A 17190-nucleotide genomic window follows, 5' to 3' on the forward strand; every position below is an offset into this window, starting at 1 on the left:
GGTGTCTAGATCAAAAAGAAAATGGGATCATATTCGTCTTGCTCTAGCAACTGGGCAGGAAAGAAAAGCTGGCTTTGAGGATATTACATTTATCCATCAAAGCTTGCCAAATACTTCTTTAGAGCAGGTAAAGCTGGACACGAAAATTGGCGGACTTTCTGTAAGTTCGCCAATTTTTATCAATGCCATGACTGGCGGCGGCGGTGACCGTACTTTAGAGATCAATCGAGATCTTGCAGTTGCTGCTAAAGAATTGGGAATGGCGATTTCAGTTGGCTCACAAATGTCTGCCTTAAAGGATCCGACAGAAGCAGAATCGTATCGAGTAATTCGACATATATACCCAAGTGGAATTGTCATTGGAAATTTAGGAAGTGAGGCAACAATTGATCAGGCAAAAGCAGCGGTTGATATGATTGATGCAAATGTGCTGCAAATACATTTAAATGTTGTGCAAGAGTTGACGATGCCTGAAGGAGATCGGAATTTTTGCTCTGCGCTCACCCGAATCGAGGATATTGTAAAAGGTGTATCTGTCCCAATTATAGTTAAAGAAGTTGGGTTCGGTATGAATAAAGAAACGGTAGCAAAGCTCCTATCCATTGGTGTTTCTGCAGTTGATGTAGGGGGATTTGGCGGAACAAACTTTGCTAAGATTGAAAATAATCGGCGGGAGAGTGCATTTTCCTTCTTTAATGACTGGGGAATTCCAACCACCGTATCAATAGCAGAAGCAAAAGCTGCAGGTGGAGAGTTTTCGGTGTTGGGCTCTGGCGGGATACAGAACAGTTTGGATATAGTCAAGGCAATTGCCCTAGGTGCTGATGCTGTAGGTGTAGCAGGCTATTTCTTGAAAATTCTTATGAAAGAGGGGGTTGAAGCTTTAATAGAGGAGCTTCATCTCATTCATAGAGAAATCGCAATGATAATGACCGCACTTGGTGCTAGAAATATGAAAGAGCTTCAACAAGCCCCGATAATTATTTCTGGTAAAACCCATCATTGGTTAAATGAAAGAAAAATAGATACGAAGCAATATAGCCAAAGATAATATATCGAAAGGTTCTCGCATTTTGCGAGAACCTTTTTTTGTTAAAGCTTATTATTATTCAAATCTCTAGCCTCTTCAGGACTCTGCATCTTAGTAGCACCAGGATAATGGAGGGCTTGGTCACGGTCTGATTCCACCCTTTTACTTTGCTTTAATTTTCTTTCCTGACGATCTTTACCCATCAAAAACACCTCCTCTTTATAACATGGAACGTGCTTGATGAATTTAATCGTTAATTTAATTATTTCTATAAATTAAAGATTAAAGTACATATCAGGCAGGCATAATGGGAATAGTAGGAGGTGAGTGTTTTGGAGGGATTAACCTTTTATTGGGTTTCCTGGTTTTTTTGGATAGCGGCGACCTTTTTTATGGATAAAAATCATCATTCTAGGTTTGCGCTTTCATTGTATCTTTTGTTATTAATAATTGCCTCTCCATACACAATTGCACTTTTTGATTTTGATCTATCAATCGCTGGTTTATTTCTTTGTTGTCCACTATTTTATTTTGCCTCACGTCTAGATTGGCAAAAGATGATTTATTTGTTTATTTGTTCTTTTATTATTATGCTGGCATACGTTTGTTTCCATTTATTTGAGCTATTTGACCCTGTTTGGCTTATATTTCCCCGTAATTGGATGCTTGCCGTCATACTGCTTATCATGTCTCTTCTTTTACATGGAAAAAAACGATATCGATTGTTTATTGTTGTGCTTGGATCACTCCAAGGTGAGTTTTTGTATGCACTTATTTTAAGTGAATATTCATTTCCGTACGTAATTGCTTCATTGGCATTCTTAGATGTCCTTTCACTTTCAGCCATTCTCCTTGCTTTATGGAATGGAATTGAATTCTTAGCTTCATTCTATGAAAGACATTTTAATCTACTGGAAAGGGAGAAACAAAAACTATCATGAATGAATATACTTTACCGATTATATTCGGGATCACAATAGGCACATTAACAAGAATATATATGCTAAGGACAGATTACCGTCAGTACCCAACCTATCTTCATGGGAAAATTATTCATACAGCACTTGGTTTTATAGCAGCAGGACTTGGTTCAGTTGCAATCCCATCTATCCTTAATGAAGAATTTACAGCTATTACGTTTCTAACATTAGCAGCTTCTCAGTTTCGAGAGGTAAGGAATATGGAAAGAAATACATTAACTGAACTGGACAGCTACGAAATGGTGCCTAGAGGCAAGACTTATATTGAAGGAATCGCTATTGCTTTTGAGAGCAGAAATTATTTAGTCATCTTAACCTCGCTAGTCAGCGTTCTAGGCTATCTACTATTCAATATTTGGGCTGGCCTTGCATTTGCAGTGATTGCTTTAATCATTTCAAGAGTCCTAATGTCAGGCGGCAAATTAGGGGATATAGTAGATATTGAATATGTTAAACCTCACTTTGAAGGTGCAGGTTTATATGTTGATAATATTTATATAATGAATATCGGACTCCCGCAAAGGCAAGAGGAAGTTTTAAAATATGGAATGGGATTTATTCTTAAACCAAAGAATTTTAATGCTCGCTCAACTATTGCAAATTTAGGACAGAGACAAGCGATCCTACATGATGTTTCTACTGCATTAGGGGTTTATCGTGATTCAGGAACACCTGCACTTGTGCCGCTCGCCAAAAGAGACTTAAATGATGGGAGAGTAGGAGTGTTCGTCTTGCCGCAAGAGGAAAATATCGATAAAGCATTAAAGATCATAGGTGCAGTACCAACCCTTGAAAATGCGATACGGATGCCTACTGAAAGAAATGCTTCAGAAGAAAGGGGGCAAACGTGATGGTGCTGGAAAAATATATTCTTGCTGTTATTACGACAAATCCATCAAAGGTACCAAGTGGTGCAACTGTATTCTCTTGTGACAGCAAAGAAGAAATGGAATCGGTCGCTGCCAATCTTGAAGCTATTCTTGATGGGATTGCCCATGCATTAAACGAAGAATTGTATGTAATTGTGAAACATTAACCACTCTGCCAAGTTTTTCATTGATAGTATGGTACTGCTTTGATAATATAATGAAGTTAGGCCCTTCTATTAAAGAAGGGTTTATTTTATAAATGATGACTTTTGCACGTTCTTAGGCTTCGGTTTAAAATAAATTGGAATGTTTAAGTAATGTTTGAAAGAAATAAGGTAAAGGGGTGATGTTCATGGCAAAACCAGTAGTGGCAATTGTCGGACGTCCAAACGTTGGAAAATCAACAATTTTCAACAGAATTGTAGGTTCACGAATTTCAATTGTTGAAGATATTCCTGGTGTAACAAGGGATCGTATATACAGTTCAGGGGAATGGTTAACACATGAATTTAATATTATTGATACAGGTGGAATCGATATAGGGGACGAGCCTTTCTTGGAGCAAATTCGCCAGCAGGCTGAAATTGCAATTGACGAAGCAGATGTAATTATTTTTCTTACAAACGGAAGAGAAGGGGTAACATCTGCAGATGAAGAGGTAGCAAAAATCCTTTATAAAGCAAAGAAGCCTGTTGTACTAGCTGTAAATAAAATTGACAATCCAGAAATGAAGGATCAGATTTACGATTTCTATGCATTAGGATTTGGGGAACCATTCCCAATTTCAGGTTCTCATGGGTTAGGGCTTGGTGATTTACTGGATGAAGCTGCCAAACACTTCCCGAAATCTGGGCAAAAGGATTATGAGGATGATGTAATTAAGTTTTCATTGATTGGTCGTCCAAATGTAGGGAAATCCTCTCTTGTGAATGCAATACTTGGCGAAGAGCGAGTAATCGTGAGCAATATTGCCGGTACAACGAGAGATGCCATTGATTCTCAGCTTAAATTCAATGGGAATAAATATGTCATTATTGATACTGCAGGAATGCGGAAAAAAGGGAAAGTGTACGAGACAACTGAAAAATATAGTGTTCTACGTGCATTAAGAGCTATCGAACGTTCGGATGTTGTTCTCGTTGTTATTGATGGCGAGGAAGGAATAATTGAGCAGGATAAACGGATTGCTGGGTATGCGCATGAAGCGGGCAGAGCAGTTGTTATTGTAGTAAATAAGTGGGATGCTGTTGAAAAAGACGAGAAAACAATGAAAGAGTTTGAACAAAAAATTCGCGAGCACTTCTTATTCCTTGATTATGCTCCAATTGTTTTCTTATCTGCAAAAACAAAAAAACGTATTCATACGTTAATTCCAATGATTGATAAAGTAAGTGAAAATCACGCACTGCGTGTGGAAACTAGTGTGCTTAATGATGTCATAATGGACGCTGTGGCGATGAATCCGACTCCTACAGATAAAGGAAAGCGTCTAAGAATATATTATGCAACACAAGTAGCTGTTAAGCCGCCTGCCTTTGTCGTGTTTGTAAACGATCCAGAACTTCTCCATTTCTCATATGAGCGTTTCTTGGAAAATAGAATCAGAGATGCTTTCGGCTTTGAAGGAACACCGATTAAGATATTCGCTAGAGAGAGAAAATAACTAGAAAAGCGAAGCGGCTTGCCCAGGGGCGACAAGCATAAGACAAGCTGCCGTGGAGGTTGTACTTTAACCTCCATGACGGAATGGCTTAGACCAAAGAGCCCCTAGCCGCTGCAGCTGGACAGAGAAAAGCGGAGCGGCTTGCCTAAGGTATAGACCTAGCCGTACTAGTTAGACAATATCAATTAAAGGTAGTGATCTTATGGAGCGGAAAAGGGAAAGCATTGCTGTCATTGGAGCTGGCAGTTGGGGAACTGCTTTAGCAATGGTGTTAGCAGATAATAATCATGATGTAAAGCTCTGGGGACATAACCCTGACCAAATCAAAGAAATAAATGAACACCATACAAATAAAAAATATTTGCCAGATATCCTCCTTCCAGAAGGAATCAAAGGGATTGCTTCACTAGAGGAAGCATTATTTGGAGTAAACACAATTATTCTTGCGGTTCCTACGAAAGCGATAAGAGAAGTTATTGGCAATATTAGTGCCATTAGAAAAGAACCTTTAACGGTTGTTCATGTGAGTAAAGGGATTGAACCTGATACGCTTCTGCGCATCTCTGAAATGATCGAAGAAGCAATGCCTGATAGCCTTTTAGCAAACGTAGTTGTGCTTTCAGGTCCAAGTCATGCGGAAGAGGTTAGTTTAAGGCATCCGACAACAGTTACAGTCTCTTCTAAAAATATGGCTGCTGCTGATCAAGTTCAAGACTTATTTATTAATAATAATTTCCGTGTGTATACTAACCCAGATATTATTGGGGTTGAAATCGGCGGAGCACTTAAAAATATTATTGCCCTTGCTGCTGGGATTACCGATGGTTTAGGATACGGAGATAACGCTAAGGCAGCCTTGATTACTCGGGGGTTAGCTGAAATTGCCCGCTTAGGAATGAAAATGGGTGCAAGCCCGCTAACTTTTTCTGGGCTAACTGGGATAGGTGACTTAATTGTGACATGCACGAGTGTCCATTCCCGCAATTGGAGAGCGGGCCATTTACTTGGTAAAGGGCATAATCTTCAAGAGGTTTTGGATAATATGGGAATGGTTGTTGAAGGAGTAAGAACTACAAAAGCTGCAAAGCAGCTGGCTGAAAAATATGAAGTGAACATGCCGATAGCTGATGCTCTATATGACGTATTATTTAATAATATCAGCACGAAGGATGCTGTTGACCGCTTGATGGCTCGTGGAAAAAAGGATGAAATGGAAGACCTCACAAACGTTCTCGATATGTAAGTTATTAGTACCCATGTAAATAAATATTTGAAATATAGGCATTCGAGGATGCGAGAAAGTAACAAATTGCATACAATGCAACGAAGCAAACTGGTGAAATGAACAGGGTAATAGGGTTATTTAGTCACAGGCTGAGTTAAAGAATTGCCCCTCTTTAACTTAGCTTTTTTTTGTAAAAAATTTATGGCCGATCTGATTAATTGAACAAGCCTTTATGTACGAAGTAATACCAGTGCAGAGAAATTAAGCAGACCGAAATTATATGCTAGGTTGTGAGCTGTTCATGATCATTTTTTGTTAGACATGATTTAGGGACAGAAACATCGTTTTTGTGCCAAACGTCTTGGTGATATGATATAATACTCACGGAAAAAGGAGTTGAAAATATGTCACCATCATTAATGAAAATGTGGATATCACTTGCGTCCATGGGGTTTATGTTTTTGGCCATAATACTGATATATTTTAGTCGTTATAAATTAGGCGGAGTTTTTAAGTTTATTACTGCTTTAGTTGCCTATATCTTAATGATTGTATCAGGAATTATCATATTTCTTGTTGTCTTTAGCGGTCCTACCCCTGAATAGAAGAAGAGGAATTTAGCGGCCGTCGTATGAAAATACAATAAATACATAGCCAAAAAGGATTGATTCGGTTGAAAAAAGAAATACGGCTTCTTTCATTGCTTCTATTAGCAATAATAGTATTATCGGGGTGCATGTATCCAGAAGAAAGACTTGCAGAAAATCAAATCCCCTATGAAGATCAGATTCAAGCTGTACAATCAGTAATAGATAAATATAAAGAGGATACAGGCGGACTGCTTCCAATTAAAACAAGGGAGCAAACCACCCCAATTTACCAAAAGTATCCGATTGATTTTAAGATGGTCGTACCAAAGTATATGGCAGAACCACCGGGAAATGCATTTGAATCTGGGGGCATATTTCAATATGTACTTGTTGATGTAGAAGAAAATCCAACTGTTAAAATATTTGATTTAAGAATGGCTGAAACGATTCGTGATATAAAGCTGCGGATAAAAACTCAAGGGTATCCGCCGTATAAAGAACAAATTGCCGACCATGTTTTTTCATTGGATTTTAGAAAATTAGGCTATAAAGAAGACCCTACTGCAAAAAGTCCCTACTCTGGACTTCAACTGCCATTTGTTGTAACAGGAGATGGCGAGGTTTATGTTGATTATACAAGTGATCTATTTGAAGCAGTAAAAACGAAAAAAATGAATTATAAGCCTGGTGAAGATATTAGAGGGATACTTGCCCGAGATTCAGCGTTTGTCCCTGCCTATTCTTTGCCTTATACAATTGATGAGAAAACGAAACAGCCAATCTTTTTGGCGAAATAGTCATAACCCTTCTTCTGCAAAATATATTGTAGGAGAAGGGTTTTTTTCTTCGTTGTGAATATAACCATAACTGTAATGAATTAGAAATAAAGTTATTAGTCAATACGGGGTGATTAAAAAAAACTGTCATAACGGAGTAGGACAACATCATAAACATATAATGTCCAAACGTAATTGATAGGATAATTTTATCCCACAGATTTTAGGAGGGGATCACTTGGAAAAGGTAGATATTTTCAAAGATATTGCCGAAAGAACTGGTGGTGATATCTATTTCGGTGTAGTTGGAGCTGTACGTACTGGCAAATCAACTTTTATAAAAAAATTTATGGAGCTCGTTGTATTGCCGAACATGAGTAATGAAGCTGACCGCGCTCGCACCCAGGATGAACTCCCTCAAAGTGCGGCCGGTAAAACTATCATGACAACCGAACCGAAATTTGTACCAAACCAGGCAGCAACTGTTCATGTGGATGAAGGCTTAGATGTAAACATCCGACTGGTCGATTGTGTCGGCTACACAGTACCAGGGGCAAAGGGTTATGAAGATGAAAATGGACCAAGAATGATTAATACACCATGGTATGAGGAACCAATTCCTTTCCATGAGGCAGCAGAGATTGGTACAAGAAAAGTCATTCAAGAGCATTCAACTATTGGGGTTGTAATTACTACGGATGGGACAATTGGTGAAATCCCGCGCAGCAACTACCTTGAAGCTGAAGGAAGAGTAATTGATGAGCTAAAAGAAGTAGGTAAGCCATTTATTATGGTCATTAATAGTGTTCAGCCGCATCATCCGAATACGGAAGCACTTAGAAATGAATTGGCTGAAAAATATGATATCCCAGTTCTAGCTATGAGTGTCGAAGGGATGAGGGAATCGGATGTATTAAATGTCATGCGCGAGGCATTATATGAATTTCCTGTGCTTGAGGTGAATGTGAATTTGCCAAGCTGGGTCATGGTATTACATGAGGACCATTGGTTAAGAGAGAGCTATCAGGAAGCTGTTAAAGAAACAGTTAAAGATATTAAGCGGCTAAGAGATGTAGATCGAGTGGTCCATCAATTTAGTGATTTCGAATTCATAGACCGTGCTGGCTTAGCAGGAATTGAAATGGGTCAGGGAGTAGCGGAAATTGATTTGTTTGCTCCAGATGACCTTTATGATGAAGTATTGAAAGAAATTGTTGGAGTAGAAATTAGAGGGAAAGATCATTTACTTGAGCTAATGCAGGATTTTGCCCATGCTAAAACAGAGTATGATCAAATCTCTGATGCTTTGAAAATGGTAAAACAAACGGGTTATGGGATCGCAGCCCCATCACTATCAGATATGAGTTTGGATGAGCCTGAAATTACTCGCCATGGCTCGAGATTTGGTGTTAGACTAAAGGCGGTTGCCCCGTCCATTCATATGATTAAAGTCGATGTGGAATCTGAATTTTCCCCAATCATTGGAACGGAAAAACAAAGTGAGGAGCTAGTCAGGTATTTGATGCAGGATTTTGAAGATGATCCGTTGTCTATTTGGAATTCTGATATTTTTGGACGCAGCTTAAGCTCTATTGTAAGAGAGGGAATTCAGGCGAAATTAGCGATGATGCCGGAAAATGCCCGTTATAAATTAAAAGAAACGCTTGAAAGAATTATAAATGAAGGTTCGGGCGGATTAATTGCGATAATTTTATAGATAAAGGGACTCCATTGGGGGTCTTTTTCTTGTTTAATTCTCTTTAAACTGAAGGATAAACGCAGATTTTTGTCAAAATATAAGAAAACTTTCCCATTTATACATGAAATATTCTTGATAACCGCATATGATTGTGATAATCTTTAAACGTAAATTACTAAAATGTGCTCAAACCCTTATTATTAAAGGATTTTTAATACAAATGGATTGATATTTTTTCATTTTTGATTTATTATTGGGCATGTTAAACAAAAATACCTGAAAACGTTTAGAAATCAGTAAATTTGTTTACAAATGTAAGTAAGAATACTATTATGACTTAAGAAGATTCTACTTTTATGAGTTAGACTGGTGTCTAGCTTCAGCGCCTAGGGGCTCTCGGGTCTAAGCCAAACCGTCAAGAAGGTTAATTAAAGTACAACCTTTCTGCCGGCTCGACTTATGCATGTCGCCCTTGATCAAGGCACTTTAAGTATTTCGTTTTTGGGAGGAGGTGAAAGGCATGAATAAGACAGAACTAATTAATGCAGTTGCTGAAAGCAGTGAGCTTTCTAAAAAGGACGCTACTAAAGCAGTTGATGCTGTTTTTGATGCAATCTTAGATGCTTTAAAAAATGGTGATAAAGTTCAACTAATTGGTTTCGGAAACTTTGAGGTACGTGAGCGTGCTGCTCGTAAAGGACGCAACCCTCAAACAGGTGAAGAAATCGAAATCGCTGCAAGCAAAGTACCTGCTTTCAAACCAGGTAAAGCATTGAAAGATGCAGTTAAATAAGTACATAATGTGCTAAAAGCTTTTGCTTGAGCTAAAACCGCGACTTGCTCGCGGTTTTTTCTTTTGAAAAAAATCTCTTTATAATTTAGCATAAAAATTAATGGATAATCTTACAATTTTACACAGATTATCTGTATGGTAAGCTTCCGCATTTCTTTGTCTAGCTCCAGCGGCTACCCCCGACGTACAGGACGTACTAGTATCGACAAAGGGACAGGACGTCGGGCTTTTGTCGACCTCGAGGTCACAAGTCAAGCCTCCCTGAAAGATAAAGAACATCTTTCTGAGAGGCTCGTCTTGTGCTTGTCTGGGGTGAGCAAGCAGCTTCCGTTTTTCTTTTTTTGCTAGTAACGAAATGATTGTGCTAATATGGACATATTACGTTAGATTTAGATAGTTGTGAACTTGAGGAGGATGTATGATGGCTGAGGTAAATCGTGCGCAGATTGAGGATGCAGTACGTTTAATATTAGAAGCAATTGGGGAGGACCCTAATCGTGAGGGGCTGCTCGATACCCCAAAAAGAGTGGCTAAAATGTATGAAGAGGTATTCCAAGGTTTGAATCAAGATCCAAAGGAATATTTTGAAACGGTATTTGGGGAGGACCATGAAGAAGTTGTACTAGTGAAGGATATTCCTTTTTACTCCATGTGTGAACATCATCTTGTCCCTTTTTATGGCAAAGCCCATGTTGCTTATATTCCTAGGAACGGAAAGGTAACAGGATTAAGCAAGCTGGCAAGAGCAGTGGACGCAGTTGCTAAAAGACCACAGCTGCAAGAACGAATAACATCAACCATTGCGGAGTCAATTTTAGAGAAGCTAGATCCGCATGGAGTGATGGTTGTTGTAGAAGCAGAGCATATGTGCATGACGATGCGTGGTGTAAAGAAGCCGGGCTCGCAAACTGTAACTACTGCAGTAAGAGGCGTATTTGCTGATGACGAAAGAGCACGTGCTGAAGTGCTTTCATTGATTAAGTTCTAAAATTAAATAACCATAAGCAAAAGGGTGTTTATATGGAGAATAGAATTCAAGTAGGAAATGAGTATGTCATTATTAAAGCAAAAGAGGATGGCGTAAATGTGATTGGGTTGACAAGAGGGTCAGACACTAGATTTCATCATTCTGAGAAACTTGATCATGGAGAAGTCATGATTGCTCAATTTACCGAGCATACATCTGCAATAAAAATTAGAGGAAATGCAGTAATCATGACTGCTTATGGTGAAGTAGAGAGCGAATCAAAAAAGTAAATTTTCTCTAAATGTTAATAAACGTTCACAAAGCCGCTGTTTCTTTGAAAATTCCCTGACATTGAATTGTAATATATGATATAATGGTCTCTGCCTTATGTATACGTAAATATGGACTAGTAAAGGATCTTATTTCCTTTAATATAAATAGAGATCGCATGAAACGAAGAAGAAAACTCAGGGAAAACAAGGGTGATTGAATGCAAAACATGATGGTTAAATTAGCAGATGTGAAAGAGCAAATCAATGAAAAGATTAAGCACCCTTATTTACTTAAGCACATTGAAACGCCAATAATCGATGAAGACAAGCTTTTGCTTCTTCTTTCGCTTCTAAATAAAGGGACTATCCCAGAATTAATTGCGAAAAAATATTGCATAACAATCATGCTTATTCAAATTGCCCTTGATACTCATGAGCTTGTATCGAATCACAAACTAGATTCTGAAGAACTTAAGTCTAGGCAGCTTACCGTACTTGCTGGTGTATATTATAGCGGATTGTATTATAAGATTCTTGCCGGTATTGATGATATTGAAATGATTCGTTCATTAGCTGAAGGGATAAAAGAGGTAAATGAACACAAAATTTCACTCTATCAAAAATCAGCTAATACTTTAGATGGGTTAATGAATGATGTGAAAATGATTGAATCTTCTTTATTTGTTAAGGTCGCTTCTTATTTGGATGTCACGGAATGGAGTGATTTTTCATCCAACCTTTTATTCATAAAAAGGCTAAATGCTGAAAGAGAAATGTTCTTGCAAGGAAGAAAGTCAATTGTTTTTGAAGCAATTAGAAATATAATCGCTGAAAATGAAAAATATCATGTGTCTAAAGAGCAAGATAAGGATTTGCTTGCCATTTGTGATCATTATATCGATTTTTCAAAAAAGCTCATTCAAAAGCACACGATGAAGTTCCCGATAATGGACGACGAATTATTAGGCAGAAAAATTCAGGCGATACTTGGTAAGAATGAATCCTATGCAAATACATTTGTGGAAGAAGGGTAAGCAGATGCAGCAATCAAAAGAAGAACGTGTCCATCATGTATTCGAAAAGATATATGGGAATTATGACAAAATGAATTCAGTCATTAGCTTTCAGCAGCATTTAAGATGGCGAAAAGATACAATGAAGAGAATGAACGTCCAAAAAGGTGCAAAGGCACTTGATGTGTGCTGTGGAACAGCTGATTGGACGATTGCAATGGCTGAAGCAGTTGGAGATAATGGCCAAGTGATCGGTCTAGACTTCAGTAAAAATATGCTGAAAATTGGAGAACAAAAAGTAAAAGATTTGAATCTAAAACAAGTCCAGCTTGTACATGGAAATGCGATGGAACTGCCTTTTCCTGATAACACATTTGATTATGTAACAATCGGATTTGGTCTGCGAAATGTTCCCGATTATTTACAAGTGTTGAAAGAAATGAATCGTGTTGTAAAGCCGGGAGGATTGGCTGTTTGTCTTGAAACATCACAGCCAACAATGATTGGTTTTAAACAAGCTTATTACTTCTATTTCCGCTTTATTATGCCGTTGTTTGGTAAAATTTTTGCAAAAAGCTATAAAGAATATTCTTGGCTGCAAGAATCTGCACGAGACTTCCCAGGAATGAAGGAGCTTGCCCGCATGTTCGAAAATGCTGGTTTTGATCAGGTTAGCTATAAACCATATACTGGGGGAGTAGCAGCTGTTCATATAGGGAAAAAAGAAAAATAATATTTTTCTGAATGCTTTTTCATAGGAATGTTTGTGCATATAATAACATGATGTATGGAAGCGGCAGACAGGATATAAGCTGGGTGAGTATAGATATGAAGTTGAAAATGATGTATTCATTTTTGAATTCAGATTTAACGATAATTGAAGAAGCACTTGAGGAGACAGTTCAAGCAGAGTCTCCTTTATTGCATCAAGCATCCTTGCATTTATTAAAAGCCGGGGGAAAACGAATCCGCCCAGTTTTTGTTTTGCTAGCTGGAAAGTTTGGAAATTATGATATCAGTAAAATAAAAAATGTTGCTGTATCGCTCGAACTAATTCATATGGCCTCACTTGTTCATGATGATGTCATTGATGATGCTGAACTAAGAAGGGGCAAACCTACGATAAAGGCAAAATGGGATAACCGCATTGCAATGTATACAGGGGATTATATATTTGCGCGCGCGCTTGAATTAATGACCAAGATTGAAAAGCCATTTGCTCATCAAATTTTAGCGGATACATTGGTTGAGCTATGTATTGGTGAAATTGAGCAAATTAAAGATAAATACAATTTTGATCAAAATGTACGTAACTATTTTCGCAGGATTAAAAGAAAAACAGCTATCTTAATTGCAGTCAGCTGCCAGCTAGGTGCGATTGCAGCAGATGTTTCCGATGAGGTACATAAAAAGCTTTACCAATTTGGCTACTATGTTGGGATGTCTTATCAAATTATTGATGATGTGCTTGATTTTACTGGCACAGAGAAACAGCTTGGAAAGCCAGCAGGTGATGATCTTCACCAAGGCAATATTACACTTCCTGTTTTATTTGCGATGAAGAATGAAAAGATTCGCGAAAAAATAGTGAAAGTTCATGCGGCAACAGAGCGTGAGGAAATGGAACAAATTATAACTTTGATAAAGGATTCCGGTGCAATTGAAAAGTCATTGAAGGTAAGTGACAATTACTTAAATAAAGCACTTGAAATCTTAAATGAACTTCCGCATAATCGAGCAAAGAAAACACTAAGAGATATTGCAAATATGATTGGTAAACGTAAGTTTTAAAAGCTGTTTTCCGAATATATTGCTAAATTATCAAAAAAATGTTACTATTTTCATGGGTTGTCTTCTTAGGTAATTCACTATACATATGTTTTAGGAGTGGAGATCATGGAAAAAACATTTTTAATGGTAAAGCCTGATGGTGTTCAACGTAATTTAATTGGAGAGATTGTCTCTCGTTTCGAAAAGAAAGGGTTTCAACTTGTAGGCGGTAAGCTTATGAGCATTCCGCAAGCGCTTGCAGAAGAGCATTACGGTGAACATAAAGAGCGCCCATTCTTTGGAGAATTAGTTGACTTTATTACTTCTGGACCTGTATTTGCAATGGTTTGGGAAGGTGAAAATGTCATCGCAACAGCGCGGCTTATGATGGGATCTACTAATCCTAAAGATGCAGCACCAGGAACAATCCGCGGCGACTTCGGAATTACAGTAGGTAAGAATGTCATTCACGGCTCCGACTCACCAGCAAGTGCTGAACGAGAAATCGGTCTATTCTTTAAAGAGGAAGAACTTGTTGAATACGCTAAACTAATAAATGAATGGATCAATTAATTGATCTATTGAAAGGCACTTGCTTGGAGCGAGTGCCTTTTTTAATGCTCGTGATGATATTTCCATATTGACCAATGATATCCAATTTGTTACGTTAAATCCATCAAAATTTTTAAGCTGATGGGTGGTATAAATTTGCTTCCTTTTTGTATTCGCTTTATTATTTTAATCGCGCTTTGGGCACTAATTATTTTGTCTCCAAACAAGAATTCTGGTGTGTTCGTACTTCTCTTCTGTGCGCTCTCATTATCTATTTATTTCCTTTTCCCTCTCTTTAAGAAAAAGCTGCCTATTACCTTAGTGTTACTTGCTATTACATTCGTATATGCATTTTTATTAGAGGAACAGCTTATTCCATTTTTTTTATTGCTAATTTTCTTATATAGTCTAGAGGCAGCCTTTTATTTATCTCCTCCCTATTTTCGCAGCTTACTAATAGGAGTAAATATTGTTTTATTAGCTTACTTTGCTGTAATGGTGGGCTCAGTAAATAGCATACTAGCAGGTTTGATTATTATGACCATTCTATTATTCTGTACTTTTTGCTATTTAAATACTAACTACTTCAATTTCATTCATCAATCTCAATTATATGAACAGCTTATTGATGAATATAGAAAGGTAAAAAGATATGCTGCCCAAAATGAAAAGGCAGTACGGATGGAGGAAAGGACACGAATCGCACGTGAAATGCATGATTCAGTCGGACATAAGCTAACGGCTTTAAGCATGCAGCTAGAGATACTCCTTATGAATGAAAAAAATGATGTCCTTCATACGATGAAGGACATTGTTAATGAAAGTTTGGAAGAGACAAGAAAGGCTGTTAGAGCTTTAAATATAGATGATGTCGAAGGAATATCTTCAGTTATCCAGCTAATAAGAAAACTGGAATCTGAAAGTCACTTACGAGTTCATTTTACAACGAAACAGGGGGCTTTGAGTGTCGCTTTATCAAATCAAAATAGTATCGTTTTATACAGGGTTTTACAGGAATCTTTAACAAATGCAATGAAGTATGGACAATCTAGGGAAGTGTTTGTCACATTAGGCACTTCACCGCTTGGTCATTTATATTTTGATATTAGAAATTCATATGATCATATAAAACCATTTCATGAAGGCTTCGGGCTGAAAAATATGAGGCAAAGGGTAGAAGAAGTGGGCGGTTCTATCGAAATTTATCAGTTAGATCAAATCTTTATTATCGAAGGATCATTGCCGTAGAGGAGAGATGAGTTTGATTCGTGTATTAATAGTAGAAGACCAAAGCATCGTCCGCCAAGGATTAAAAATGATTCTTGAACAAAACGAGCAATTTATCGTTGTTGGAGAAGCGGAAAATGGAGTAGAAGCAATTGATTATTTAGAAAATTATCTTGTGGATGTTGTTTTAATGGATATACGGATGCCAAAAATGAATGGGATTGAGGCAGCTCATAAAATAAAAGAAAGGTGGCCGAATGTTAAGATCCTCATTCTAACAACATTTAATGATGAGGAATATGCACTCCAAGCCTTAAAAGTGGGTGTGGATGGATTTTTGTTAAAAACATCAGACGGACATAAGCTAATTAGTTCAATAAAAAGCTGTCTTGATGGTGGCATGGCAATACATGAGCAAGTGGCAGCCAAGGTGCTTCCGAGGCTGCTAGAAAAACCAGAAATCGATTCCATTGATATTCATTTAACTCCAAGAGAATTAGTGATTACAAAGCTGGTTGGAAGAGGAAAGACGAATAAGGAAATTGCAGGTGAACTCTATTTGTCCATTGGTACGGTTAAAAATCATCTAACACAGATTTTGCAAAAGCTTGGCTTAAGGGATCGCACACAGCTCGCGATCTTTGCTATTAAGCATGATCTTTTATAAATGAATGCCTTGTTAATAAGCTATGTCAGTTGGCGTAGCTTTTTCTTATGACATAATAATGACGGAGGTCATGGGTATGGAAATTTTTAGTGACTTAGGGCAGTGTAGGAAGTTTTAAATTTTTTCTATACTAATCATGTATAAAGGAGGGAATTTCATGTTAGAAGTAGTGGATCTATCCAAGCATTTTAAAAATAAAAAGGCAGTTAAAGGAGTTAATCTGTATTTGGAAAAAGGGGAGACGGTTGGTTTACTAGGTCCAAATGGTGCAGGGAAGTCAACAACGATATCATTAATCTCTTCATTGGTTCATCCAACGAGCGGGGATGTTCGGCTTAAAAATGAAAGTATTGTAAGGAAACCAGAGAAAATTAGAAAAATTCTTGGTGTCGTTCCTCAGGATATTGCTCTGTATATGGATTTAACAGCTGAAGAGAATCTCGAGTTTTTTGGAAGGATCCATCGTATTAAAAAAAAGGAATTACAGAGAAAAGTCAAAGAGGTATTAGATATTATCGGTCTTACTGATCGAAAAAAAGATTTGGTAAAAACATTCTCTGGTGGGATGAAAAGACGTTTAAATATTGGCGTATCCTTGCTTCATGAACCCGAGCTTCTCATCATGGATGAGCCGACAGTAGGCATTGATCCCCAATCAAGGAATTATATCCTTGATACAGTCAAACGATTAAATATGGAAAAAAATATGACTGTTTTATATACAAGTCATTATATGGAGGAAGTAGAGTATTTGTGTGACCGCATATATATTATGGACCATGGCGAAGTAATCGCAGCAGGAACGAAGGAAGAAATTAAAGGCATACTATCGGCGGAGCAATCTATTGCAATGAAAGTAGAAATCCTGAAAGGGGAATATCTTCAACTACTGCAAGCTCTTCCAAATATAAAAAGTATATCGGTTCAAGATCCTTCTATTACTTTGATCGTTCCAAAAAAGGCAAATATTCTAAAAGACCTTTTCAGATTAGCGGAAGAAACAAAAACAAATATCATCTCAGTTCATATTGAAACACCTACTTTAGAAGATGTATTCCTCCATTTAACAGGCAGACAATTAAGGGATTAGAAGGGAG

At 37.6% G+C, this 17190-nt stretch carries 20 protein-coding genes; 19 read left to right on the plus strand and 1 reads right to left on the minus strand.

From position 1 onward, the window contains the following. Position 1: 1 nt before the first annotated feature. Positions 2-1051, plus strand: a complete 1050-nt coding sequence (gene fni, locus C1726_RS19875) for a type 2 isopentenyl-diphosphate Delta-isomerase (RefSeq protein WP_102274736.1) — start codon at positions 2-4, stop codon at positions 1049-1051. A 41-nt stretch (positions 1052-1092) separates the two neighbouring features. Here the strand turns inward: fni and C1726_RS19880 are convergent, their stop codons facing one another. Continuing rightward, on the minus strand, positions 1093-1233 hold the full coding sequence (locus C1726_RS19880) for a YpzI family protein (protein ID WP_102274737.1): 141 nt from the start codon (positions 1231-1233) through the stop codon (positions 1093-1095). 120 nt (positions 1234-1353) lie between these two features. On the opposite strand from C1726_RS19880, the gene C1726_RS19885 reads away from it, so the two are divergent. From C1726_RS19885 to C1726_RS19970, 18 genes are all read left to right on the plus strand, one after another. Next, positions 1354-1971 carry a YphA family membrane protein gene (locus C1726_RS19885; RefSeq protein ID WP_235822808.1) on the plus strand — a complete coding sequence of 206 codons (618 nt, stop codon included), beginning with the start codon at positions 1354-1356 and terminating at the stop codon, positions 1969-1971. Continuing rightward, positions 1968-2861 (plus strand): YIEGIA family protein, encoded by an 894-nt coding sequence (locus C1726_RS19890; RefSeq protein WP_102274739.1) that lies wholly within the window; start codon positions 1968-1970, stop codon positions 2859-2861. Before C1726_RS19885 ends, C1726_RS19890 begins: the two co-directional genes overlap by 4 nt. Next, positions 2861-3046, plus strand: a complete 186-nt coding sequence (locus C1726_RS19895) for a capping complex subunit for YIEGIA (protein ID WP_102274740.1) — start codon at positions 2861-2863, stop codon at positions 3044-3046. Before C1726_RS19890 ends, C1726_RS19895 begins: the two co-directional genes overlap by 1 nt. A 185-nt stretch (positions 3047-3231) precedes the next feature. Next, the gene (der, locus tag C1726_RS19900; protein ID WP_102274741.1) at positions 3232-4542 is read left to right on the plus strand and encodes a ribosome biogenesis GTPase Der; all 1311 of its coding nucleotides are present in this window, start codon (positions 3232-3234) and stop codon (positions 4540-4542) included. A 202-nt stretch (positions 4543-4744) separates the two neighbouring features. Next, a complete protein-coding gene (locus C1726_RS19905) occupies positions 4745-5785 on the plus strand; it encodes an NAD(P)H-dependent glycerol-3-phosphate dehydrogenase (protein ID WP_102274742.1) in 1041 nt (346 codons plus the stop codon). Between the two features lie 386 nt (positions 5786-6171). Beyond that, complete coding sequence (locus C1726_RS19910; RefSeq protein WP_102274743.1) at positions 6172-6372, plus strand: DUF2768 domain-containing protein; 201 nt, start codon at positions 6172-6174, stop codon at positions 6370-6372. 68 nt (positions 6373-6440) lie between these two features. Next, entirely contained in the window at positions 6441-7154 is a 714-nt protein-coding gene (locus tag C1726_RS19915; protein ID WP_102274744.1) for a hypothetical protein, read from the plus strand. Between the two features lie 217 nt (positions 7155-7371). Beyond that, positions 7372-8850 carry a stage IV sporulation protein A gene (spoIVA, locus tag C1726_RS19920; protein ID WP_102274745.1) on the plus strand — a complete coding sequence of 493 codons (1479 nt, stop codon included), beginning with the start codon at positions 7372-7374 and terminating at the stop codon, positions 8848-8850. A 502-nt stretch (positions 8851-9352) separates the two neighbouring features. Continuing rightward, on the plus strand, positions 9353-9625 hold the full coding sequence (locus tag C1726_RS19925; RefSeq protein WP_053476815.1) for an HU family DNA-binding protein: 273 nt from the start codon (positions 9353-9355) through the stop codon (positions 9623-9625). Positions 9626-10046: 421 nt separating this feature from the next. Then, the gene (folE, locus tag C1726_RS19930; protein WP_102274746.1) at positions 10047-10613 is read left to right on the plus strand and encodes a GTP cyclohydrolase I FolE; all 567 of its coding nucleotides are present in this window, start codon (positions 10047-10049) and stop codon (positions 10611-10613) included. 32 nt (positions 10614-10645) lie between these two features. Continuing rightward, complete coding sequence (mtrB, locus tag C1726_RS19935; RefSeq protein ID WP_053476813.1) at positions 10646-10882, plus strand: trp RNA-binding attenuation protein MtrB; 237 nt, start codon at positions 10646-10648, stop codon at positions 10880-10882. Between the two features lie 200 nt (positions 10883-11082). After that, positions 11083-11898, plus strand: a complete 816-nt coding sequence (locus C1726_RS19940) for a heptaprenyl diphosphate synthase component 1 (protein ID WP_102274747.1) — start codon at positions 11083-11085, stop codon at positions 11896-11898. Positions 11899-11902: 4 nt separating this feature from the next. Continuing rightward, positions 11903-12610 (plus strand): demethylmenaquinone methyltransferase, encoded by a 708-nt coding sequence (locus C1726_RS19945; protein ID WP_102274748.1) that lies wholly within the window; start codon positions 11903-11905, stop codon positions 12608-12610. Positions 12611-12705: 95 nt separating this feature from the next. Beyond that, positions 12706-13668, plus strand: a complete 963-nt coding sequence (gene hepT, locus C1726_RS19950) for a heptaprenyl diphosphate synthase component II (RefSeq protein WP_102274749.1) — start codon at positions 12706-12708, stop codon at positions 13666-13668. A 105-nt stretch (positions 13669-13773) separates the two neighbouring features. Continuing rightward, a complete protein-coding gene (ndk, locus tag C1726_RS19955) occupies positions 13774-14220 on the plus strand; it encodes a nucleoside-diphosphate kinase (RefSeq protein ID WP_102274750.1) in 447 nt (148 codons plus the stop codon). A gap of 135 nt (positions 14221-14355) precedes the next feature. Continuing rightward, positions 14356-15447 (plus strand): sensor histidine kinase, encoded by a 1092-nt coding sequence (locus C1726_RS19960; RefSeq protein WP_235822809.1) that lies wholly within the window; start codon positions 14356-14358, stop codon positions 15445-15447. A 13-nt stretch (positions 15448-15460) separates the two neighbouring features. Further along, positions 15461-16093 carry a response regulator transcription factor gene (locus C1726_RS19965; protein WP_102274751.1) on the plus strand — a complete coding sequence of 211 codons (633 nt, stop codon included), beginning with the start codon at positions 15461-15463 and terminating at the stop codon, positions 16091-16093. Positions 16094-16250: 157 nt separating this feature from the next. Continuing rightward, entirely contained in the window at positions 16251-17183 is a 933-nt protein-coding gene (locus C1726_RS19970) for an ABC transporter ATP-binding protein (protein ID WP_102274752.1), read from the plus strand. Positions 17184-17190: the final 7 nt, after the last annotated feature.

This window comes from Cytobacillus massiliigabonensis, from assembly GCF_900199725.1.
In the GTDB taxonomy this organism is placed as follows: Bacteria; Bacillota; Bacilli; order Bacillales; family Cytobacillaceae; genus Cytobacillus; species Cytobacillus massiliigabonensis.